Raw genomic sequence first — 21,910 nt, forward strand, 5'->3', positions numbered from 1 at the left:
GGGCGCTTACTCCGCCGCCTGCGGTTCGGGGTCGGACAAGGACCATTCGCCTGGATTTCGCGCTGGCGAGCGGACAGGCTTGGATGTCGCGGACGCGATGCCAACCTCGGTGCCGGCTTCTTCAGCCAGGGACGCCACGCGCAGCGCCCTGGCATTGCCACGCCAGCTGTCCCACATGCCTATGATGCCCTTGGGCAGGAGCAAGGTGACGGCGACGAACAGGCCGCCGAGCGCGAACAGCCAGAATTCCGGCAGCACGCCGGTGAACCAGGATTTGCCAGCATTGACCAGCAACGCGCCGATGATCGGCCCGACAATAGTGCCGCGGCCGCCGACCGCCGCCCAGATCACCACCTCGATCGAATTGGACGGCTCGAATTCGCCTGGATTGATGATGCCGACCTGCGGCACATAGAGTGCGCCGGCAATGCCTGCCATGACGGCCGAAACGGTGAAAGCGAACAGCTTTACGTTCTCGGCCCGCCAGCCGAGGAAGCGCGTGCGGCTCTCGGCGTCGCGCACGGCCATCAGCAGCTTGCCGTATTTGGAGCCGACGATCGCCCAGGTGATGAAAACGGCGAGTGCCAGCATCACCGCGCTGGCCGCGAACAGTGCCGAACGCGTCGTATCGGCCTGCACGTTGAAGCCCAGGATATCCTTGAAATCGGTCAGGCCGTTATTGCCTCCGAAACCCATGTCGTTGCGGAAGAAGGCAAGCAGCAGCGCATAGGTCATCGCCTGGGTGATGATGGAGAGGTAGACACCTGTGACCCGGCTGCGGAAGGCGAACCAGCCGAAGATGAAGGCAAGCAGGCCGGGCACCGCCAGTACCATGATGGCGGCGAACCAGAAATGGTCGAAACCGGTCCAGAACCAGGGCAATTCCTTGTAGTTCAGGAACACCATGAAATCGGGCAGGATCGGGTTGCCGTAGACGCCGCGCGAGCCGATCTGGCGCATCAGATACATTCCCATCGCATAGCCGCCTAGCGCGAAGAAGGCGCCGTGGCCGAGCGAGAGGATGCCGCAATAGCCCCAGACCAGATCGAGCGAGAGCGCCAGCAGCGCATAGCAGAGATATTTGCCGGTCAGCGCCACGATATAGGACGGAATGTAGAAGGCGCTTGTCGGCGAGACGGCTAGGTTAAGCACCGGCACGATTATAGCCACTGCCAGCAGGATGAAGATGGTGATGGCGATGCGGCGGTCCGCGCCAGCGGCAAAGAATCGTCCCGATATCATGCTTCCACCGCCCTGCCCTTGAGCGCGAATAGGCCGCGCGGGCGCTTCTGGATGAACAGAATGATCAGCACCAGCACGACGATCTTGCCGAGCACCGCGCCGGCATATGGCTCGAGAACCTTGTTGACGATGCCGAGCGAAAAGGCGCCGACCAGTGTACCCCAGAGATTGCCGACACCGCCGAAGACGACCACCATGAAGCTGTCGATGATGTAGCCGCGACCAAGATTGGGCGAGACGTTGTCGATCTGGCTGAGCGCGACGCCGGCGATGCCCGCAATGCCGGATCCCAGCGCGAAGGTCAGCGCGTCGACCCAGGGCGTCCTGATGCCCATCGAGGCGGCCATGCGGCGGTTGGCGGTGACGGCGCGCATCTGCAGCCCCCAGGGCGTGCGCTTCATCACATAGAGCAACATGCCGAACACCGTGAGCGCGAACACCAGAATCCACAGACGGTTCCAGGTGATGGCCAGTTGCCCGACGTCGAAGGAGCCGGACATCCAGGACGGATTGCCGACCTCCTGGTTGGTCGGTCCGAAGATCGAGCGCACCGCCTGCTGCAGGATGAGCGAGACCCCCCAGGTCGCCAGCAGCGTCTCCAGCGGCCGGCCGTACAGGAACCGGATCACGCCGCGCTCGATGATGAGACCGACGAATGCCGCGACCAGGAAGGCGAGCGGCAGCGCGATCACCAGCGACCAGTCGAACAGGCCGGGAAAGGACGTCCGGATCACCTGCTGGACGACAAAGGTCGTATAGGCGCCAAGCATCACCATCTCGCCATGCGCCATGTTGATGACGCCCATGACGCCGAATGTGATGGCAAGCCCGATCGCGGCCAGCAGCAGCACCGAACCCAGCGAAATCCCGTACCAGATGTTCTGTCCGGCATCCCACAAGGCCAGCGTCGAATTGATGTTGGCGATCGTTGCCGTCGCCGCGTCCTTGACCGCGCCGGAGGCACTGGCCTCGACCGAAGTGAGTAGCGAAACCGCGTCGCGGTCGCCACGCGCGCCGATCAGGGCGACCGCGGCGAGTTTGTCGGTCTCGGGCCTGTCGGAAACAAGCACCGAGGCCGCGCGGGCCTGTTCGAGCAGAGCCTTGACGCTGGCCACGGTCTCGCTGGCGATTGCCGTGTCGAGTGGCTCGATGTTGGCTGCATCNCCGCGGCGAGTTTGTCGGTCTCGGGCCTGTCGGAAACAAGCACCGAGGCCGCGCGGGCCTGTTCGAGTAGAGCCTTGACGCTGGCCACGGTCTCGCTGGCGATTGCCGTGTCGAGTGGCTCGATGTTGGCTGCATCGGGCGTCTTGAACATGGTGCCGGCGGCGGCCAGCCGCACGGCCGGATCCTTGGCGCCAAGCGTCAACGTGCCGAGCGCATCGCGGATAACGCGGCGCAGCGTGTTGTTGACCTTGATCTTGGCGACGTCGTCCTTGGCAGCCTCGCCCGATGCTTCGCTGCTGAGCGGATCGAAAAGCTGGACGCTTTCGCCGGCTTCCTTGCCAACAAAGACCAGGGAATCGGCTTCGCGGATATAGAGATTGCCGTCGGCGAGTGCCGAAAGCGGGTGTTCGACCAAGGAATCGCCGGTGGCGGCGAGGTCATGCACGACGGCTCCGATCTCGGAAAAGCCCTTGGCGGTAGCGAACTTGGCGATGATGGCGCGCAGATCGGCTTCGCCTGCGTCCGACGACGACAGTGTCGCCAGCAGGAACAACAGCGTCAGGCCAATCGTGCGGATCAAGGTCATCGGCTTGTGTTAACCCCTGAAGGTTTGAAATGGCGCGTCCGGACAGTGGAGGAAACCGTCCGGACGCGTGCGGTCTTGGGCGTGAAGGCCCAGCCCGGGAGGATCAGTTTGTGCCCTTGCCGCCGCACTTGCCGGTGGCAACGTTGAAGTTGCCGCACGACAGCGGCTTGCGCCAATCGGAGATCAAATCCTTGGAGTCCGGCAGGTAGTCGGACCATTCGTCGCCCATCACCAGGCCCGGCGTGCGCGAAACCGTTTCGAACTGGCCGTCAGCCTGGATTTCGCCGATCAGCACCGGCTTGGTGATGTGATGGTTCGGCATCATCGTCGAGTAGCCGCCGGTCAGGTTCGGCACGGAAACGCCGATCATGGCATCGATGACCTTGTCCGGATCGGTGGTGCCGGCCTTCTCGACCGCCTTCACCCACATGTTGAAGCCGATGTAATGGGCTTCCATCGGGTCGTTGGTGGTGCGCTTGTTATTTTTGATGAACTTGTGCCAGTTGGCGATGAACTTTTTGTTCTCAGGCGTGTTGACGCTCTCGAAATAGTTCCAGGCGGCGAGATGGCCGACCAGAGGCTTGGTGTCGAGACCGGCAAGCTCTTCCTCGCCAACCGAGAAGGCCATGACCGGGATATCCTCGGCCTTGATGCCCTGGTTGCCGAGTTCCTTGTAGAACGGCACGTTGGCATCGCCATTGACGGTCGAGACTACGGCGGTCTTCTTGCCGGCCGAGCCGAATTTCTTGATCGCCGAGACTTCGGTCTGCCAGTCGGAGAAGCCGAACGGCGTATAGTTGACCATGATGTCTTCGGCCGCGACGCCCTTGGCCTTCAGATAGGCTTCGAGGATCTTGTTGGTGGTTCGCGGATAGACGTAGTCGGTGCCTTCGAGCACCCAGCGCTTCACCGAACCGCCATCCTCGCTCATCAGGTAATCGACGGCCGGAATGGCCTGCTGGTTCGGCGCGGCACCCGTGTAGAAGACGTTGCGCTCGCTTTCCTCGCCCTCATACTGGACCGGATAGAACAGGATGTTGTCGAGTTCGGAGAACACCGGCAGCACCGACTTGCGCGACACCGAGGTCCAGCAGCCGAACACCGCGGCGACCTTGTCCTTCGAGATCAGCTCACGCGCCTTTTCGGCGAACAGCGGCCAGTTGGAAGCCGGATCGACGACGACGGCTTCAAGCTTCTTGCCGAGCAGGCCACCCTTTGCGTTCTGCTCGTCGATGAGCATCAGCATGGCGTCCTTCAGCGTCGTCTCCGAAATCGCCATCGTGCCCGACAGCGAATGAAGAATGCCGACCTTGATCGTATCATCGGCGGCCCTGGCCGGAGCAGACATCATCAGGCCGGCGGCAACTACGCTCGCCGAGAACATTTTTGCTATTGTCGAGAAATTACCCCTCATACGGAAGACTCCCAAGCTGGTTGATTGCACCGCGACTATGCAATGCAACCCCCGTGCCAACCGCTTTAGGCATGCCGAAACACACAGAATAGCGCAACGTTATCAGCGCGTTGCTATATTAGATTGAATGAAACAAAGAGAGCCGGTTAAAAATTGATTGAGAGAAATTTACGCAATGCACAAGGCATATGCCTAAGTTTTGCCCATTTTCCAGACATGCCTATATTTTGACCTTAGAGGCAGATCGCCGACGGCAAATGTTGCGGCGCGGCGCAAAAATAGGGCAAGCTTGGTCGTTCAAGCGGACGGCATCATGACATCAACCATTTCACGCATATTCATCGGCATGGTGACTCTGGCGGCGGCAACCGGAGCCGCCCGAGCCGACTTCAGCGAGGGCAGGATGCCCGACGGCATCTACCACTGCGAGGCCTACCTGCTCGGCATGTTCCTCAACCTCGGCGACATCACCATAAAGGGAAATGTCTACAGCGGCCCGGTCACGTTCGGGACCCCGCAGCAGGGCTACAACTACCAGATGGATGCAAACGGCGTGATCTCCTGGTTGGGACCGGTTGGCGGTTACACCACCGGCGGCAACTCGCTCTCGCTCACCCAGGCAACGCTGGACGGCCAGAGTCCGCCCTCCTTCGACATCATCATGAAGCAGCCCGACGGCGCCTTCACCGCCACGACCTGCACCAGGGGAAGCAATCAGTAGATATTCCTGGCAACGACACCACCTCGGTCCGCAATCCTGCCCGCCTTCTCATGTCATCTGGATGTTACCCAAGGACGGCCAGCCGGTCGGCGCGATATAGTCGGCCTGGCGGATCGCTAGCGAGACGCCGTCGGCGGCCTTCTCGCTCATCCGGTCGGTGCCGAGATTGTGCGTCGAGGGATAGGGTGGCGTCGGGAAGGTGCGTGTGGCGCCGACCGCATCGTAAAGCGCCGTGGCCTGCTTGTAGGCATGATTGCGCATTGCCGTGTCGTTGGCATGGTCGTCGAAATGCACATCGGCGATCGGCATGCCGTGCTCGTCCTTCTCGTCGCCATGCAGCGTGATGCGGTTCTCCTCGCGGGGCATGTCCTCACCGACGATCCACAGGCCGGCCAAGTGGTCTAGTGGTCGAGCGCGGTGGTGAAGGAACGCCCCCAGCCGCCATGGAGGAGGTGTTGAAGCGAGAGGCCGCCTAGCGCCCTTCCGTGGCGACTTCGAGCGCGAGCCGNCTCATGTCGGTGAAAAGCGCCTGGCGTTCGGAATAGTCGGTCTGTTCGCCGGTAAGCAGATTGTCGACGACGGTCAGCAGCGACAATGCCCTCGCGCCGAAATGGGCCGATATGCGATAGAGGGCGCTGGTTTCCATATCTACTGCCAGCGCCCCGAGCGCCCTTGCGTCGGCATAGCGGGCACGCGCTTCAGGATGGTAGAATATGTCGGTGCAGGCTGTCAGGCCGGCGTGGTGGTCGATGCCAAGTGCGGCTGCCTTGGTCAATGCGCAAGCCAGCAGCGCCGGATCCGGGCCAGCATCGGCTTCGTAAAGGCCAAAGACCTGACCGCTCTCGGTATTTTCAGGCCGTGCCGATTGCGAGATCACAAGGCTGCGCAGCTTTGCCTCGGCGCTCAGGCTGCCGCAGGTACCGGTGCGGATCAGTGTTCGGACGCCGTAAAAGTCAAGCAGTTCATGGGCGTAGATCAGGAACGATGAAACACCGATGCCCGTCGCCTGAATGCTGACAGGCTTGCCGCGAAACAAGCCGGTAAAGCCGAGAGCGCCGCGTCGGCGATTGACGCAGGCCGGCGCGTCCAAGAATGTCCGCGCCATCCACGCCGCGCGCTCCGGGTCGCCCGGCAACAAAACCGTGTCGGCGTAATCGCCTTTGCCTGCCTCGATGTGTGGCGTCAACAGCCGCTCCCCAAGCCCGCCTGCTGTATTTTCAAGAATCATGGCGTTGTTACGGCGTTGTGCAAGGGCGCCGCATTGGAAGCACCTAGGATTCAAGGACATCCTTGACGATCGTGGCCAGTTGCTTGAGCGAAAACGGCTTTGGCAGGAAGCCGAACTGCGCCTCCGCCGGCAGGTTCCTGGCAAAAGCGTCCTCGGCATAGCCGGAGACGAAGACGAACTTGATGTCCGGCTGGCGTTTGCGCAACTCACCGAGCAGGGTCGGTCCGTCCATTTCCGGCATCACCACGTCGGAAACGACGATGTCGACCTTGCCGCCCAGCGCTTCGAACACTTCCAGCGCCTCGACGCCCGAGGATGCCTCGTGAACGGTATAGCCGCGCGAGGTCAGTGCCCGCATGCCGCCCATGCGCACGGCGTCCTCATCCTCGACCAGCAGGACCGTCGCCGACCCGGACAGATCCTTGGTGCTATCGGCCAGTTTGACTGCCGCTGCCGCCGGCGCTTCACCGGCTTCGGCTGCGGTTTTCGCTTCCATGATGTGCCGCGGCAGGAAGATGCGGAAGGTCGACCCCTTGCCGACTTCGGAATCGCAGAAAATGAAGCCGCCGGTCTGCTTGATGATGCCGTAGACCATGGACAGACCAAGGCCCGTGCCCTTGCCGACCTCCTTGGTGGTGAAGAACGGCTCGAAGATCTTCTTCAGCACGTCGGGCGCGATGCCTGAACCAGTATCCTCGACTTCGACCACCACATAGTCGGCGGCCGCGAGTTCGCGATAGGGAAAGGTCTTGCATTCCTCGGCGGTCACGTTGCGGGTGCGCACGGTGAGATCGCCGCCGGCCGGCATCGCGTCGCGCGCGTTGACCGCCAGGTTGACCACCACTTGCTCGAACTGCCCGATATCGACCTTGACCGGCCACAAGTCGCGGCCGTGGTCGACCTTGAGCTTGATGTCGTTGCCGACCAGCCGGGCAAGCAGCATCCTGAGATCGGCGAGCACGTCGGTGAGGTTCAGCACTTCCGGCCGCAGCGTCTGCTTGCGCGAGAAGGCCAGCAACTGCCTGACCAGGGAGGCGGCGCGATTGGCGTTCTGCTTGATGTTCATGATGTCGGGGAAGGACGGATCCGACGGCCGGTGATTGGTCAAAAGCAGGTCGGACGCCATGATGATGGCGGTCAGCACATTGTTGAAGTCGTGCGCGATGCCACCGGCGAGCTGGCCGACGGCCTGCATCTTCTGGCTTTGCGCCATCTGCCCTTCGAGCGCCTTCTGCTCGGTTGTCTCGACGGCGTAGACAATGGCCGCTTCCTCGGCCCCTTCGCCGCCGGTGCCATCGGCCACGGCGTTGACGTAGAAACGGATATGCCGCTCATCATTGCCGGGCAGCACGGTCTCGATTGGATCGATGTCGGCCTGCCGCTGCCGGGCTTTCCCGAACGCCGCCGCAAAGGCCGGCCGGTCGCGCTCATGGATCACCGTGTCGAGCCGCACGCGGCGATCCACGGCATCGCGATCGACCACCGAGGAAAACAGCGACAGGAACGGCGCGTTGGTGCGCAGGATGCGCCCGCTGGCATCGACACCGGCAATCGCCATCGGTGTCGAGTTGAAAAAGCGGGTGAAGCGCACTTCCGAGGCGCGCAAGTCGGCCGAGGCATCCTCGCCCTGTGTGCGGTTGAGCACGATGGTGCGGGTTGGCCCGCCGACGCCCTCACGGCTGGCCGAAACGCGATGCATGAAGCGCACCGGCAGCGCCTCGCCGGTCATCGTCGTCAAATCGAGATCGATGACCGCATTGCGCGTCGTGCCGGGGTCCGCCTTGACGGAGCGCACCAGCGCCATGCCGTCACCGGCAACAATATCCGGCAAGGCGACGGCACCGGGGGTGAAGCTGGCGAGATCGATGCCCAGCCATCCGGCGAGCGTGGCGTTGATGTAGGTGACGCGGCCGTCCTGGTCGGCCGAAAAGAAGCCGGCCGGCGCGTGGTCGAGGTGGTCGATTGCCTTCTGCAGATCGAGGAAGAAACGCTCCTGCTCGGCCCGCTCTTGCGAAATGTCGGCGAGCTGCCAGGCCAGCATCGGCAGCCGCTGGCCCGGAACGCTGAACGCGCGGGCGCGTGCCCGGTACCAGCGCGCGCCCGGTTCGGCCCCGGGCCGGATCGATTGCGCGAGCCGGAACTCGCCGTCGCCCGGCTGCCCGTCACGCAAGCCGGACGCCAGCCGGTAAATGGTCACCGAGGCTTCGGGGACATCGGAGAGCAATCCTTCGACCGTCTTCAGGTCAGCGGCCGACGAGGCGCCGGTCATATCGGCATAGGCGCGGTTGGCGTAGACGACACGACCCTTGGTGTCCGTGACCAGCAGGCCCTGCGACATCGAATCGACGAAGGCCTTGGACAGTTCGTCGCCCGTCGAGCGCGGTGTGATCTGCACGAAGCCGATCGCGGTCGCGAACAGGAAGCCGACACCGATCATCGCCAGTACGCCGAGCATGCCGAGCAGGAACGGATCGCCGAGGCGCTCGCGGAAAAAGCCGAAGACGATTGCGGCGCCCGTCAGGACGACGATGAAGATGATAAGCCGGGTGACCGCGCCCGGTCGCGTATTCTGGTCGACGATCGGTGCCGGATAGAAATCGCCGCGCGCTTCCTTGGCCATATGCCCCCTGCTCATGAAATCCGATGTTCCGACACCCGCCCCCAATGCATGTCACCCAAAAATGACTTCGGTTTTGGGAAAACGACATGCATGAAAACACGGACCTGAAACGCGTCGCATGAATCCGTTTCAGCGCGACGCGCTTTAGCCGGTTGAATCACATTCTCCTGGTCTGGAAAAGGCCCGGGCGGCAAATGTCGGATAAAAATGCTGTCGGCTGGCCTTCCCTGTGTTTCAAGCTGTTCACGATGCGTGAAGGCAACTTGCGGTAGCCAGTCGCAACGGTCTAGTGTCGCGTCACTTTCCAAACCGATCGGGGGAAACCAATGCAGTGGCTGGATAGCGTGGCGGGTCCCGGTTATGCGGCGGCACTCCTGTGGACCTTCGCGGCGCTGATCCTGCTGGTCATCGTTCTCATCATCGTCAGGCTGGTGCGCAACCTGACCTTCGGCACGTTTGTCGCCGGTGGTCGCAACCGCAAGACACGGCTCGCCGTCATGGACGCAACCGCCGTCGACAGCCATCGCCGACTGGTGCTGGTGCGACGCGACGACATCGAACATCTGCTTCTGATCGGCGGCCCGACCGACGTCGTTGTCGAACGCGACATCCGCCTCGCCGCGCCGCGCCGTCCGGCGTTGACCGGAGACGGCGGCCTGCAGCCTGTCCCGGCGGCCGCGGCCCCGGCTGCGAANGGCCCCGGCTGCGAAGCCGCGGTCGCCGCAGCCCCCTCCCGTGCCTCCGAGACAAGCACCCGCTCCGCAGCCGGTGGCCATGGCACAGCCAGCCCGCCAGCGTGCGGCGGCGCCACCACCGGCTCCGGCGCCCGCACCGAAACCAGCGGCGCAAGCCTATCCATCGACCAATGTCACGCCGCTGCCTGCCTATGGCTCCGCCAACGCCAATGCCGCAAGGCACACGCCACCAGCGCCGACGCAGGACAGCATCGATGACACGCTGATGAAGGAACTCGAGGTTTCGCTCGACCAGCCCCGCTCCGGCGGCCCGGTAGGCAAACCGGCAGCCAAGGCGCCGCCCTCGCTCGACGATGAAATGACCAGGCTGTTGGGCGAACTTTCAAGCCAAAAGAGATGAACTGCGCCTGAGTCGCCTGCCAGTGACGTGGCTGGCCGGCGTTCAAGCGTGTTCGAAACTATTGACGATGGCACGCATCGAACAAAAATGGCCGGACAGCCGGCCATTTTGAAATCAATGCAAAGGCGGCCTATCAATCGTCGCGATAGACCTTTTCACGGCGCTCGTGCCGTTCTTGCGCTTCGATCGACAAGGTGGCGATCGGGCGCGCGTCGAGCCGCTTCAAGGCGATCGGCTCACCGGTTTCTTCGCAATAGCCGTAGGTGCCTTCATCGATGCGCTGCAGCGCCGAATCGATCTTCGAGATGAGTTTCCGCTGACGGTCGCGGGCCCTGAGCTCGATGGCGCGGTCGGTTTCCGAAGAGGCGCGGTCGGCGAGGTCGGGATGGTTGGCGTTTTCCTGCTGCAGGATTTCGAGGGTTTCGCGCGCCTCGCGCAAGATGTCATTTTTCCAGGTGACGAGCTTCTGGCGGAAGTAGGATTTCTGCCGTTCGTTCATGAACGGCTCGTCTTCGGAGGGTACGTAATCGGCGGTAACGATGTCGTTCATTCGACTCACCCAACAGCCCCAAATTTGGCGCCTATATATTCGCCACCAGACGCCTGCACAAGCGCAATCAGCCACCGACTCACGCAATTGTTAAAGTGCGTCTCCGGGCTTCTCCGGAGCCGCATAAATCTGTTTTGATGGCGAAAGTACGACGATCCTCGCCTATCTCCCTGCAAGTGATTCGCCGCGCCGAAGCACGCACACCATTGTGCGTACGGCTTTTCTCGTGGCTAATCGCGGCAGGACTTCAGCTTTCGGGCACGTTGGAGGTTGGGTGAGCAGGCTTTATCTGTTGCGACACGCCAAGGCCGGTTGGGCCTTGCCGGGCATGCGTGATTTCGATCGTCCATTGGACGCATCCGGCCACGCCGATGCCGAAAAAATGGGGACCGCGATGCGTTCCCGCTCCTATGTGCCGGACCTGACGCTGTGCTCCAACGCCAAACGCGCCAGGGAAACCCTCGAGGGTCTGGCCGGCCAGACCGACACAGGCAAGGTGCTGTTTTTCGACGCGCTCTACAGCGAGGACGCGGCCTGCTATCTCCGCCTCGTCCGGGATCATGGCGGCCCCGGTTCATTGCTGGTCATAGGCCACAACCCGATGACGGAGGATCTCGCCATGGCGATTTCGGGCGATGGCGGCGAGGCGGAGCGGGCAATGCTCAATCATGGCTTTCCAACTTCGGGTCTTGCGGTCGTCCGTTTCCCCGGCGATCTGGCGAAAGCGACCCAGGGAGCGGGCTATCTCGAAGCGTTCCTGACACCGGCCGATCCCTGATGCCGATTTCCAGCGCCATTTCAAAGCCGGGTTCCAGCGCCTATATCGGGCGGACGCAAGCCCGAGAGATCATGTTTTGGCATCATCGCTGACCACCTTCACCGACGAGGCAAGAATTGCCCTCGACACATTGTCGGGACGTGCCACCGGACTTTTTTCTCCATCGCTGCGTCTGGGTGTCACGGGTCTCTCCCGCGCCGGCAAGANGGACGTGCCACCGGACTTTTTTCTCCATCGCTGCGTCTGGGTGTCACGGGTCTCTCCCGCGCCGGCAAGACCGTCTTCATCTCGGCCTTCGTCCACAATCTGATCCACGGCGGACGTCTGCCGCTGTTCGAGGCGCAGAAATCGGGGCGTATCGCGCGCGCCTTCCTCGAACAGCAGCCCGACGACGCCGTGCCGCGTTTTCAATACGAGGACCACATCGCCGCTTTGATCAACGATCGCGTCTGGCCGGACTCGACCCGCGCCATTTCGGAACTGCGGCTGACGATCGAATATGAATCGGCCTCCGGCTGGAACCGCATGTTCTCGTCGGGCAAGCTGTCGGTCGACATCGTCGATTACCCCGGCGAATGGCTGCTTGACCTGCCGCTGCTCGGCAAATCCTTCGCCGATTTTTCGCGCGAAGCCCTCGAAATGGCCACGCTGCCGGTCCGCGAGGACCTTTCGCGGGCCTGGCGAGCGATCTCGGCGGAAATCGACCCGAATGCCGACGCCGACGAAATGACGGCACGCCGGCTGGCTGAAAGCTTCGCCGCCTATCTCAAGGCATGCAAGCTCGACGAACGGGCGCTTTCGACCTTGCCGCCCGGTCGTTTCCTGATGCCCGGCGATCTCGAAGGCTCGCCCGCGCTGACTTTCGCGCCGCTGGCCGGCCTGGGCGACAGGCGTGCGCGCAACGGCTCGTTGCACGCCATGATGGAACGGCGCTACGAGGCCTACAAGACGCATGTCGTCAAACCGTTCTTCCGCGAGCACATCACGCGCCTCGACCGCCAGATCGTGCTCATCGACGCCATGCAGGCGCTGAACGCCGGGCCTGGTGCCATGGCCGACCTGGAGCGCGCCGTCACCGAGATCCTCAGCTGTTTTCGCCCCGGCCGGGGCAGCTTCATAACCGACCTGTTCTCCCGGCGCATCGACCGCATCCTGGTCGCAGCGACCAAGGCAGATCATCTGCACCACGAAAGCCATGACCGGCTGCAGGCGATCGTACGGCGCCTTGCCGACCGCGCCGTGGCGCGGGCGAATTTCACCGGCGCCGATGTCGACGTCGTCGCCATGGCGGCTGTGCGCGCCACCCGCGAAGGCACCGTCAAACAGGGCCGAGAGACATTGCCTGTTATCATCGGCACGCCGATCGCCGGCGAGAAGATCGATGGTGAAACATTCGACGGAAAGACGGAAACAGCTATATTTCCTGGTGATTTGCCAGAGAACATTGATGCTGTTTTCGACCTTTCGGGGCCGGATCACAGGCAGGACTCCACGGACCCGGCAATCCGCTTCGTCCGGTTCCGACCGCCGAAACTCGAACGCACGGCCGAAGGTGTCACGCTGTCGCTGCCGCATATCAGGCTCGACCGCGCCTTGCAGTTCCTGATCGGAGACCACCTGGCATGACCGCGCCCCGCAAACCGGCGGCATTCCGCATCGAGCCGGAAGCCACGCCGAAACAAGACGCGCCACAAGCACGCCACACCGAACCGTCGCGCAGACCGCGCTCCATGAAGGCCGATGTGGCGCTGGTCATCCCGGCGGAGGTCGACGTCTTTGACGAACCGGACGTTATTGCCGCCGAGCCGCCGCCATCGGTCGCCCCCAGAAGGCGCTCGGTTCTCGGCAGCATCTTCTTCGGCGCCTTCGGCGTGCTGGTTTCGCTGGCTGTCGGCCTGTGGACCGACCAGTTGATACGCGATCTCTTTGCCCGCGCCGAATGGCTGGGCTGGCTGGCCGCCGGGATGGGGGCGATTGCGTTGCTGGCGCTTCTGGTAATCCTGATTCGCGAGTTCCTGGCCATCGCCCGCCTCGCCGAGGTCGAAAAGCTGCAGAAGCGCGCACTCGATGCGATCGCGCGCGACGATCCTAAGGCGGCACGCGCGGTGGTCGACGAGCTGTCGGCCTTTGTCGCGGCCAAACCCGAGACCGCTGCCGGCCGGCGCGCGCTGGCCGAATTGCGCGGCGAGATCATCGACGGCGCCAATCTGGTGCGCCTGGCGGAGGCTGAAATCCTCGGCCCCCTCGATGTCAGGGCCAAGGTGATGATTCTCGAGGCCGCCAAGCGGGTCTCGCTGGTGACGGCGGTGAGCCCGCGCGCGCTGGTCGATGTCGCTTATGTCGTGTTCGAGGCCGGGCGCCTCATCCGCCGGTTGTCGGAACTCTATGGCGGACGGCCCGGAACGCTGGGTTTTTTCCGCTTGGCGCGCAGCGTACTGGCGCATCTGGCGGTCACCGGTTCGATCGCGATCGGCGACAGTTTCGTCCAGCAGATCGTCGGCCACGGCCTGGCGGCCCGCCTCTCGGCAAAGCTGGGCGAAGGCGTCGTGAACGGCATGATGACGGCGCGCATCGGTCTCGCCGCGATGGAGACGGTGCGCCCCCTGCCCTTCAGCGCAGCCAGGCGCCCGGGACTGGGCGATTTCCTCGCCGCGTTGACTTCGTTCGCAACCAAGAAAGACGCCGAGACAGCCGGCTCTGGCAAATAGCGTCCAGCTCTTCGGAACGATGCTCGGATTGCTGTTTCGAGGGCCCGCGGTGACGAAGCATTAACCAATCTTCTTCATGGTCGAACCGGTTTCAAACAGCCTCGTTGTTGCCGGGTGTCGTCGATGAAAAGCGTAATACTGTCCAGCGTCCTGCCCCTGGCGGCGGTGATCACAGCTGTCGTCGGCATCGCCTCGGCGGCCTCTGCCACGGAACCGGACAAGCAGTTTTTCCAGTCGGCCGAAGGCAAATGGGTTGGCCCGGGCGAGATCGTCGCCGGCAAGTACAAGGGCACGAAATTCAACTGCAGCTTCACCGGTTCCACGCCGGACGGCAAGATGGGCATGACACTGGACGGCGGCTGCCGGGTCGGCATGTTCACCCAGCCCATGTCGGCCAAGATCGAGCGCAAGGGCCGCGACTACAAGGGTTCCTTCATGGGCGGCGCTGCCGGCGCCGGCCTCGATATTATCGGCGGCAACGTCGTCGACGCCCACAAGGTGGTCTTCACCATCAACCGCAACCAATTGCGCGGTGTCATGCAGGCCCGCATTCCCGACGACAATTCCATGACGGTAACGGTTGCCGTGCGCGTTCAGGACCAGTTGGTGCCCGTCATCGGCATGAGCCTGAAGCGCGTCGATGCCGTCGAAGTCGGCTCCATCGCGCCGAACTGAGCGCACCCTCGCCTCTGTTTCTTTGCGCAATTCCGGTCGGAAAAACACTTTTCCTAGGATTGTTCGAATACATCCCACAAAACATAGAGGCGGCAGCCCATCGCCACCGCCTCCTTGGAAACGGACGAACCAGGCGTCAGCCCTTGATCGCCTTGGTCAGCTCGTCATACGCCTTGCAGGCATCGGCCAGGGTCGTGGAACCCTGATACTTGGTCGTCACTGCCTGGACCTTGGCGGTCAGGTCAGCCGCCTTGGACGGATCCTTGGTGATCGCCTCCTGCAACGCGGCGGCCATTTCCTGCGCCTTCTTGGTCGCGATCTCGGTCGTGCATTCCGGCGCCTTCGAACAGGCCGAGCCGGCAAGCACCGCCAGCCCGACGGCAACGAGCAAAAACTTCTTCATGTCAGTCATCTCCTCAAAAGGGTGCGACTTGATCGCCGCTCACCCCCAATGGCCGAAGCCGAGCGTGCTTAGCCTTCGATTGCGGCAACAAGCAACGCGCGCATGGCGTAAACTTGTGTAAAGAGCCTGCAACATTGCGGCGGTTCGATTTCAGCCCTTCCATGTCAGCTGGCGCAAAGTTCAGCCGCGAGGCTGCAGCAGAGCGAGCACAGCTGTCGATGCAGCAAGGACGGCCGTAACGGTCAACGGCGCCGTGGCACCATAGCTGTCCACGACATAGCCACCGACAACCGCGCCGATCGTGATGGCAACCTGGAAAGAGACGACCATCAGGCTGCCCGCTGCTTCCAGCGCGTCAGGTGCCGCACGTGAGAGATTGGTTGGCAGCACCACCGGCCCCATGCCGAAGGCGAAGCCCCAAAGCGTGACAAACCCGAAGGCAACGCCAATGTGCACGCCCCAAAGCACCAAGGCCAGCGCCGCGGCCGCCATTAACGCGGCGGTGACCACGAGAGCCATGTGAATATTGGCATCGGCCATGCGACCGCCGGCAATGTTGCCGATCACGGCGGCGATGCCAAATCCAAGCAGAGCCAGGGCAATTGGACCGGTTGCAAGCAGCGTGACGTGTTCGAGGAAGGGCCGCACATAGACAGAACCAGCAAAATGCCCCGTCATCAGCAAGACAATAGCCAACATGCCGATTTGAATGCCGCGCCGCCGTGTAAGCCGAAACACGTCCGCAAGACTGTTGCTCGCTGTCGCCGGCAAGGTCGGCAGGCTGAGCAACTGCGCCAACATGGCCAATACGGCCAGCCCCGCTGTCATGGCCATGGCGCTGCGCCATCCCAGCCAGTCGCTGATCAACGCCCCCATCGACGGCGCGGCAATGGTGGCGAGCGAGACGCCGAGGGTGACGATAGCCATGCCCCGGCCTGTCGCATTGGCGCCAACCAGCCTCGCCACGACGGCGACCGAAAGTGCCCAGAAGGCGCTGAGAGCGATCCCCAGCCCGGCCCGGCCTAACAACAACAGCCAGAAATTGGGTGCCAGCGCCGCAAGAATATTGGAAGCGACCGCCAAGGCCATGAGACCGACCAGCACCGTCTTGCGGTTCAGTCGGCCGATGAGAACATTGCTCAACATGGCCGTCACGGCGCCGACGGAAGCTGTGGCGGTGACGACTTGTCCGGCCGTTCCCTCACTGATGCCGAGATCGCGCGCCATTGGCGTCAGCAGGCCTGCCGGCAGGAATTCGGCCGACACCAGGGCAAAGCTGGTGGCCGCCAATGAAATGACCGCGAACCAGGTGGCTGCGCTCCACGCGGCTGGCGTGTCGGCGTCAGGGCCAATGGCGGCGTCTTCAAGCTGTAATGTTGTGTCTGTCACGGAAAGATCTCCAAAGTTTGGAGATCTTCATAGACGAGTTATCTCGGATGAGATGTATCCTAAAATCCGAAATTCATGTCTATTCGTCCGGGATTTGTGCGACGCACAATTCCCGGCGAGACGTTGGTGATGCGCTTGAACGCGCGAGCGAAGGATGCCTCGGAATCATAGCCCAAACGGGTAGCGACCTCGGCAACCGACAAGCCGCCTTGCCCCAACAACTCGCGGGCAAGCTGCATGCGCAGACGGGCGAGATAGCGTGCGGCACCCTCGCCTAACACCGCGCTGAAACGCGCGGCGAAAATCGATCGCGATTGGCCTGCCACGCTTGCAAGGCTTCCCAGCGTCCAGTTGTGGCCGGGGTCTCGATGCATGGCTGCAAGAGCGCGGCCGATATGTGGATCGCGGATGGCTGTGAGCCAACCTGTGGTCGAGGCTCCGTTGCAATTGACCCAACAGCGGATGAGCCGGGCTGTCAGCAAATCCGCCATACGCGACAAGATGGTGGCGCTGCCCATCTGCGGTTGTGCGGCCTCCATCGTCATAGCCGCCAGCAAAGGACCAACGACCGGGTCGTTGCCGGCCACGTCGCACCCCTTGATGACAGGCGGCATCAGCGTGATCAATGGATTGAGCGCACAGGAGTCCAAGGCCATGGATCCGCAGAAAAGGGTGCTTGTCGCGCCTGTCCCTTCCCGCACCACTTCGCAGACATTGCCCCCTAACTTGATCACCTGGCAGCCCTCAAGCGAGTCGCCCACCACGTCCGGCGCACTCGCCAGCCGATGGGCGATGCCCTGCGGCAGCAGCACCAGATCGCCATCGCGCAACTCTTGCCAGCCTTGCGCTTCGGTATGAATCCAGCACGGACCCTGGCCGACAAAGTGAAAACGTAGCAGCGATTGTCGCGGAAATTCTATGCTCCATGGATGTCGGAGCTCGCAGCGACCATAATTGACGCCACTCAGGCGAAAGTCTTGCAGGACTTCGCTGAGCGCGTCCATCGGGATATGGGGCGGCGAAGCCGGCTGGGACGAACGGTCAAGCATGCAGCTGATATAGATGCCGAACGTCCCGCAGACAAGCGGACACCATTGTTCCACCGGGGGGAGTCGCACCGACAGCACCCTACCCTTCCTGGCAGGCTACCCGCCCTTGCCTCCCGCTCCCACTGCATGCAAGGAGTGCTATACGAAAAAGGGACAGAGCATGGCGGCAGAGGCAGCGGGCAGCGATCTCATTCAGGTGGTGGCATTGCTGGCGGCGGGCGTGGTGGCCGTCCCGATCTTCAAGCGCATGGGTCTGGGTTCGATTCTCGGTTACCTGGCCGCCGGCGTGGTGATCGGTCCGTTCGGCCTCGGCGTCTTTTCCGAATCCGGAGCCATCCTCCATGTCGCCGAACTCGGCGTGGTCATGTTCCTGTTCATCATCGGCCTGGAAATGCAGCCGTCGCGGCTCTGGGGCCTGCGCCGCGAGATCTTTGGGCTTGGCGCGCTTCAAGTCGGCGTCTGCGCGGTGCTCTTGACTGGTGTCGGCATGGCCGGAGGATTTCCGATCGCGCAATCCTTCGTCGCCGGCGCCGGCTTCGTGCTGACCTCGACGGCCATCGTCATGCAGCTTCTGGAAGAACGCGGCGAAATCTCCGCGCCCAAGGGCCAGCGCATCGTCTCCATCCTGCTGCTGGAGGACCTGGCCATCGTGCCGCTGCTCGCCTTGATTGCTTTCCTGGCGCCGGGCGGTGCCGGCACCAGCCTGTCGGAGCGGCTGACCGAGGTCGGCATCGGCATCGCCGCGATCATCGGCCTGGTGGTGGCGGGACGCTATCTGCTCAACCCCTTCTTCCGCATCCTGGCGGATGCCCGTGCGCGCGAAGTGATGACGGCCGCGGCTCTGCTGGTGGTGCTCGGATCGGCGCTTGCCATGCAGCTCAGCGGCCTGTCGATGGCGATGGGCGCGTTCCTGGCCGGCGTGCTGCTCTCGGAATCGACGTTCCGCCATCAGCTCGAAGCCGACATCGAGCCGTTCCGCGGCATCCTGCTCGGTCTGTTCTTCCTTGCGGTCGGCATGTCGCTCGATCTGCACGTGGTGGCCGCGAACTGGAAGCTGATCGCCGTGTACGTCGTGGCTTACATGGTGATGAAGGCTTTCGGCATCTACATCGTCGCCCGCATCCTGAAATCAGGCCACCGCGAGGCACTGGAGCGCGCGGTCTTCATGGCGCAAGGCGGTGAATTCGCTTTCGTGCTCTATTCCGCGGCCGCCGCCGTCGGCATCATCGACGGCCAGGCAAACGCAACGTTGACCGCGATAGTCATCATCTCCATGGTGCTGACGCCGCTGGCGATCATCGCCCTGCGCTATTTTACGCCACGGGACGAGCAGTCGCTGGACGGCGTCGAAGTCGCCGACGGCCTGACCGGCAGCGTGCTGGTCATCGGCTTTGGCCGCTTCGGCCAGATCGCTAGCCAACCCCTGCTCTTGCGCGGCATCGACGTCTCGATCATCGACAACGATGTCGAGATGATCCAGGCGGCCGCCGATTTCGGCTTCAAGGTCTATTATGGCGACGGCACGCGGCTGGACATCCTGCACGCGGCCGGGGCCGGCCGGGCGCGGGCCGTGCTCATTTGTGTCGACAAGCCCGACGCCGCCATCCGCATCGCAGAACTCGTCAAGGCTGAGTTCCCCTTGCTTACGGTGCTGGCCCGTGCGTTCGACCGCGGCACGGCGCTGCAGCTCATCCGCACCGGCGTCGATTATCAGCTGCGCGAAACCTTCGAATCGGCGCTCGTCTTCGGTGGCTCGACCCTGGAGGCGCTGGGCGTCGATCCCGAGGACGTCGCCGAAACGATCGAGGACGTGAGGCGCCGCGACACGGCCCGGTTCGAGACCCAGCTCGCCGAAGGCATCCGCTCGGGACAGCGCTTCCTGAAAGGCAATATCGGTACGCCGATCCCGACCCCGCTCTCCACGCCCCGCCGTCCTGGCCAGGCGCTCAACGAGGAAACGGCCGGCGTCCTGCATAAATCCGAATCGGCGGATTGAGGGAATTAGCCATGGAATTGGACAGCAGAGCCCTGTCGATCACCAAATTCTGGCGCGACGCCGGCGAGGATTCATGGTTCGAGAAGAACGACGCTTTCGATGCCGATTTCCGCGACCGCTTCCTCGACCTCCACTACGCAGCCGCGCGGCGCGAATGCGATGTCTGGTCAAGCCATGCCGAGGGCTCGCTGGCGCTGATGATCCTGCTCGACCAGTTCCCGCGCAATTGCTTTCGCGGCACCGGCCACATGTTTGCGACAGACCCTTTGGCAAAGCATTTTGCGCAAAAGGCGGTGGCCGCCGGCCACGATCTGGCGCTGGACCCGGAGGTCCGCGTGTTCCTCTATTTGCCGTTCGAACATTCGGAAGATCTTGCGGACCAGGAGCGGTCGGTTGAACTTCATACCGCCAGGGCCGCGTTCAATCTGAAATACGCGCTGGAACATCGTGATATCATCCAGCGCTTCGGCCGCTTTCCGCACCGCAACCGGATGCTTGGCCGCGAGACCACGGCTGAGGAAAAAGCATTCCTGGATGACGGTGGTTTTTCCGGCTGATCCGCGATTTAGCGCCGCCACCAGTCCCGGCCCGACGGCAGCCGCTCAATGCCGGCCGCATCGACCGCGCTCAGGCGATCCACCACCCGTTTGCCGCCGACGGCAAGATCCGGCGCGATTTCGGCCAACGGCGCCAGCACGAAGGCGCGCTCCAGCATGCGCGGGTGCGGCACCTCCAGGCCCGTTTCATGGATGACGCGGTCGCCGAACACCAGGATGTCTATGTCGATCAGGCGCGGCCCCCACCTCTCCTCGCGCACGCGTTTGAGCTTTCGCTCGGCATCGAGGCAGAGGTCGAGCAATGCCCGCGGCGACAGCCGCGTCGACAATTCGGCGGCCGCGTTAAGGAAGTCCGGCTGGTCGAGCTTGCCCCAGGGCGGCGTCCGGTAGAGCGAGGAGACGGCGGCCACGTCGGTATCGGGATCGGCGTCGAGCAGGCGCAACGCGGCCCCCATCGACGCCGCCGGATCGCCCAGATTGCCGCCGAGGCTCAGATAGACGGTGTTACTCGGGCCAGACAACGGTCACCTCGACGTAATCGAGCACGCCAGGCACCGGCGCATTGGGCTTGCGAACGGTGACCTCGGCTTTCCGGATCTGGGGAAAGCGCCCGGTGAGGGCCTTCGCGACTTCCAGCGCCAGCGCTTCGATCAGGAAGCGCCTGTGTCCGGTGATGATCTCCTCGATGACCGTGAAGGCAACGCCGTAATTCACCGTTTCCCCGATGGCGTCATCGACGAGCGCGCGTCCGGGCTCGACGGTGAGCGAGGCATCGACATAGAAGCGCTGCCCCAGCGCTTCTTCCTCGTCCAGCACGCCGTGCCGGGCAAAGAAGGCGCAGTTCTTCATGCGGATGACATACATGGCTCAGCGTTCCGATCCGGTTTCCCGCGCCAGCATAGCATCCGCCACGGCCAGCGCGTCCACGTTGATTGCGACATCATGGACGCGAAACAGATGCGCGCCCTTGAGCCGGAGAATGACGCTGGTCGCCGCCGTGCCGGCCGCCCGGTCGGCGGCGTCGCGGCCGGTGACGGTGCCGATGAAACGCTTTCGCGACGTACCGGCCATCAGCGGGAGGCCGAGCGCGCCAAGCTCGGCAAACCGTGCCATCAGATCGAGGTTTTCCTCCGCCGTCTCCTTGGCGAAGCCGAAGCCGGGGTCGAGCACGACATGGTCGTCGGCGACACCTTGCCCGCGCCCGATCTCAAGCGATTTTCCCAGGAACGCCAGCTGGTCCGCAATCACATCGGGCAGCTTGTCGCGATCCCGTCCGGTATGCATGATGACGAGCCCGGCCCCGGTTTCGGCCGCCACCCGCGCAATGTCGGGCTCGCGCTGCAGGCCCCAGACATCGTTGACGATATGCGCACCGGCCTTGACGGCGAGCCGCGCGGTGTCGGCACGATAGGTGTCGACCGAAATCAGCACGTCGCCGACCTGCGTCAACGCCTCAATCACGGGCAGGATACGGGCCTGCTCCTCGCTGGCCGATATCGCGGCGGCGCCCGGGCGGGTCGATTCTCCGCCGACATCGATGACGGCAGCTCCTTCCCCGATCATGCGGCGCGCCTGGACGAGCGCGGGTTCAGGAGCATCAAACAAGCCGCCATCGGAGAAGCTGTCGGGTGTGACATTGAGGATGCCGACGACGACGGCCTTGCCGCCAAGCTCGAGATGGCGCCCATGCGCCAGTTGCCATCGCCCCGCCGTCATTGCGCTTCAACCATGGGCT

General features: G+C 63.3%; 16 protein-coding genes and 5 pseudogenes. 8 read left to right on the forward strand and 13 right to left on the reverse strand.

Translation table 11 applies throughout. The features are described from left to right. Positions 1–6 precede the first annotated feature (6 nt). From urtC to urtA, 3 genes and pseudogenes are all read right to left on the reverse strand, one after another. A complete protein-coding gene (urtC, locus tag X742_RS147275; RefSeq protein ID WP_023773889.1) occupies positions 7–1,242 on the reverse strand; it encodes an urea ABC transporter permease subunit UrtC in 1,236 nt (411 codons plus the stop codon). Beyond that, positions 1,239–2,405 (reverse strand): annotated as a pseudogene (gene urtB, locus X742_RS0137790) (urea ABC transporter permease subunit UrtB); the annotation flags it as partial. The gene urtC and the pseudogene urtB, both read right to left, overlap by 4 nt. Positions 2,406–3,095: 690 nt before the next feature. Further along, positions 3,096–4,322 (reverse strand): annotated as a pseudogene (gene urtA / locus X742_RS147270) (urea ABC transporter substrate-binding protein); the annotation flags it as partial. Positions 4,323–4,719: 397 nt separating this feature from the next. Here urtA and X742_RS147265 point away from each other — a divergent pair. Next, positions 4,720–5,127, forward strand: a complete 408-nt coding sequence (locus tag X742_RS147265) for a hypothetical protein (RefSeq protein ID WP_023773891.1) — start codon at positions 4,720–4,722, stop codon at positions 5,125–5,127. A 48-nt stretch (positions 5,128–5,175) separates the two neighbouring features. On the opposite strand, the pseudogene X742_RS147260 reads toward X742_RS147265, so the two are convergent. From X742_RS147260 to X742_RS147250, 3 genes and pseudogenes are all read right to left on the reverse strand, one after another. Continuing rightward, positions 5,176–5,570 (reverse strand): annotated as a pseudogene (locus X742_RS147260) (GMC oxidoreductase); the annotation flags it as partial. A gap of 29 nt (positions 5,571–5,599) precedes the next feature. Then, a complete protein-coding gene (locus X742_RS147255; RefSeq protein ID WP_023773893.1) occupies positions 5,600–6,313 on the reverse strand; it encodes a DeoD-type purine-nucleoside phosphorylase in 714 nt (237 codons plus the stop codon). A gap of 85 nt (positions 6,314–6,398) precedes the next feature. Beyond that, entirely contained in the window at positions 6,399–8,975 is a 2,577-nt protein-coding gene (locus tag X742_RS147250; protein ID WP_023773894.1) for an ATP-binding protein, read from the reverse strand. A gap of 326 nt (positions 8,976–9,301) precedes the next feature. Here X742_RS147250 and X742_RS01000000170440 point away from each other — a divergent pair. Then, positions 9,302–10,070 (forward strand): annotated as a pseudogene (locus tag X742_RS01000000170440) (hypothetical protein). Between the two features lie 133 nt (positions 10,071–10,203). On the opposite strand, the gene dksA reads toward X742_RS01000000170440, so the two are convergent. Further along, positions 10,204–10,620, reverse strand: a complete 417-nt coding sequence (gene dksA, locus X742_RS147245) for an RNA polymerase-binding protein DksA (protein WP_015317688.1) — start codon at positions 10,618–10,620, stop codon at positions 10,204–10,206. A 274-nt stretch (positions 10,621–10,894) separates the two neighbouring features. On the opposite strand from dksA, the gene X742_RS147240 reads away from it, so the two are divergent. The 4 genes and pseudogenes from X742_RS147240 (at position 10,895) to X742_RS147230 (ending at position 14,781) form a co-directional block, all read left to right on the forward strand. Continuing rightward, entirely contained in the window at positions 10,895–11,398 is a 504-nt protein-coding gene (locus X742_RS147240; RefSeq protein WP_023773895.1) for a histidine phosphatase family protein, read from the forward strand. A gap of 76 nt (positions 11,399–11,474) precedes the next feature. Beyond that, a pseudogene (locus X742_RS01000000170445) lies at positions 11,475–13,024 on the forward strand (YcjX family protein). Next, positions 13,021–14,106 carry a YcjF family protein gene (locus tag X742_RS147235; RefSeq protein WP_023773896.1) on the forward strand — a complete coding sequence of 362 codons (1,086 nt, stop codon included), beginning with the start codon at positions 13,021–13,023 and terminating at the stop codon, positions 14,104–14,106. Before X742_RS01000000170445 ends, X742_RS147235 begins: the two are co-directional and overlap by 4 nt. A 123-nt stretch (positions 14,107–14,229) precedes the next feature. Next, positions 14,230–14,781, forward strand: coding sequence for a hypothetical protein (locus X742_RS147230; protein WP_015317684.1), 552 nt, complete (start codon positions 14,230–14,232; stop codon positions 14,779–14,781). A 136-nt stretch (positions 14,782–14,917) separates the two neighbouring features. On the opposite strand, the gene X742_RS147225 is transcribed toward X742_RS147230, so the two are convergent. From X742_RS147225 to X742_RS147215, 3 genes are all read right to left on the reverse strand, one after another. Further along, entirely contained in the window at positions 14,918–15,184 is a 267-nt protein-coding gene (locus X742_RS147225; protein ID WP_023773897.1) for a hypothetical protein, read from the reverse strand. 180 nt (positions 15,185–15,364) lie between these two features. Further along, the gene (locus X742_RS147220) at positions 15,365–16,573 is read right to left on the reverse strand and encodes an MFS transporter (RefSeq protein WP_023773898.1); all 1,209 of its coding nucleotides are present in this window, start codon (positions 16,571–16,573) and stop codon (positions 15,365–15,367) included. Positions 16,574–16,632: 59 nt separating this feature from the next. Next, on the reverse strand, positions 16,633–17,622 hold the full coding sequence (locus X742_RS147215) for an AraC family transcriptional regulator (RefSeq protein WP_023773899.1): 990 nt from the start codon (positions 17,620–17,622) through the stop codon (positions 16,633–16,635). Positions 17,623–17,782: 160 nt separating this feature from the next. On the opposite strand from X742_RS147215, the gene X742_RS147210 reads away from it, so the two are divergent. Both X742_RS147210 and X742_RS147205 read left to right on the forward strand, forming a co-directional pair. After that, a complete protein-coding gene (locus X742_RS147210) occupies positions 17,783–19,618 on the forward strand; it encodes a monovalent cation:proton antiporter-2 (CPA2) family protein (RefSeq protein ID WP_023773900.1) in 1,836 nt (611 codons plus the stop codon). A gap of 11 nt (positions 19,619–19,629) precedes the next feature. Next, positions 19,630–20,175 carry a DUF924 family protein gene (locus tag X742_RS147205; protein WP_023773901.1) on the forward strand — a complete coding sequence of 182 codons (546 nt, stop codon included), beginning with the start codon at positions 19,630–19,632 and terminating at the stop codon, positions 20,173–20,175. A gap of 8 nt (positions 20,176–20,183) precedes the next feature. Here X742_RS147205 and folK read toward each other — a convergent pair whose 3' ends face one another. The 3 genes from folK to folP are packed head-to-tail and all read right to left on the reverse strand — an operon-like array spanning position 20,184 to position 21,891. Next, positions 20,184–20,696 (reverse strand): 2-amino-4-hydroxy-6-hydroxymethyldihydropteridine diphosphokinase, encoded by a 513-nt coding sequence (gene folK / locus X742_RS147200; RefSeq protein ID WP_023773902.1) that lies wholly within the window; start codon positions 20,694–20,696, stop codon positions 20,184–20,186. Then, positions 20,680–21,039 (reverse strand): dihydroneopterin aldolase, encoded by a 360-nt coding sequence (gene folB, locus X742_RS147195; protein WP_023773903.1) that lies wholly within the window; start codon positions 21,037–21,039, stop codon positions 20,680–20,682. Before folB ends, folK begins: the two co-directional genes overlap by 17 nt. 3 nt (positions 21,040–21,042) lie before the next feature. Then, on the reverse strand, positions 21,043–21,891 hold the full coding sequence (gene folP, locus X742_RS147190) for a dihydropteroate synthase (protein WP_023773904.1): 849 nt from the start codon (positions 21,889–21,891) through the stop codon (positions 21,043–21,045). Between the last annotated feature and the right edge of the window lie 19 nt (positions 21,892–21,910).

Source organism: Mesorhizobium sp. LNHC229A00 (genome assembly GCF_000502415.1).
Classification (GTDB): Bacteria; Pseudomonadota; Alphaproteobacteria; order Rhizobiales; family Rhizobiaceae; genus Mesorhizobium.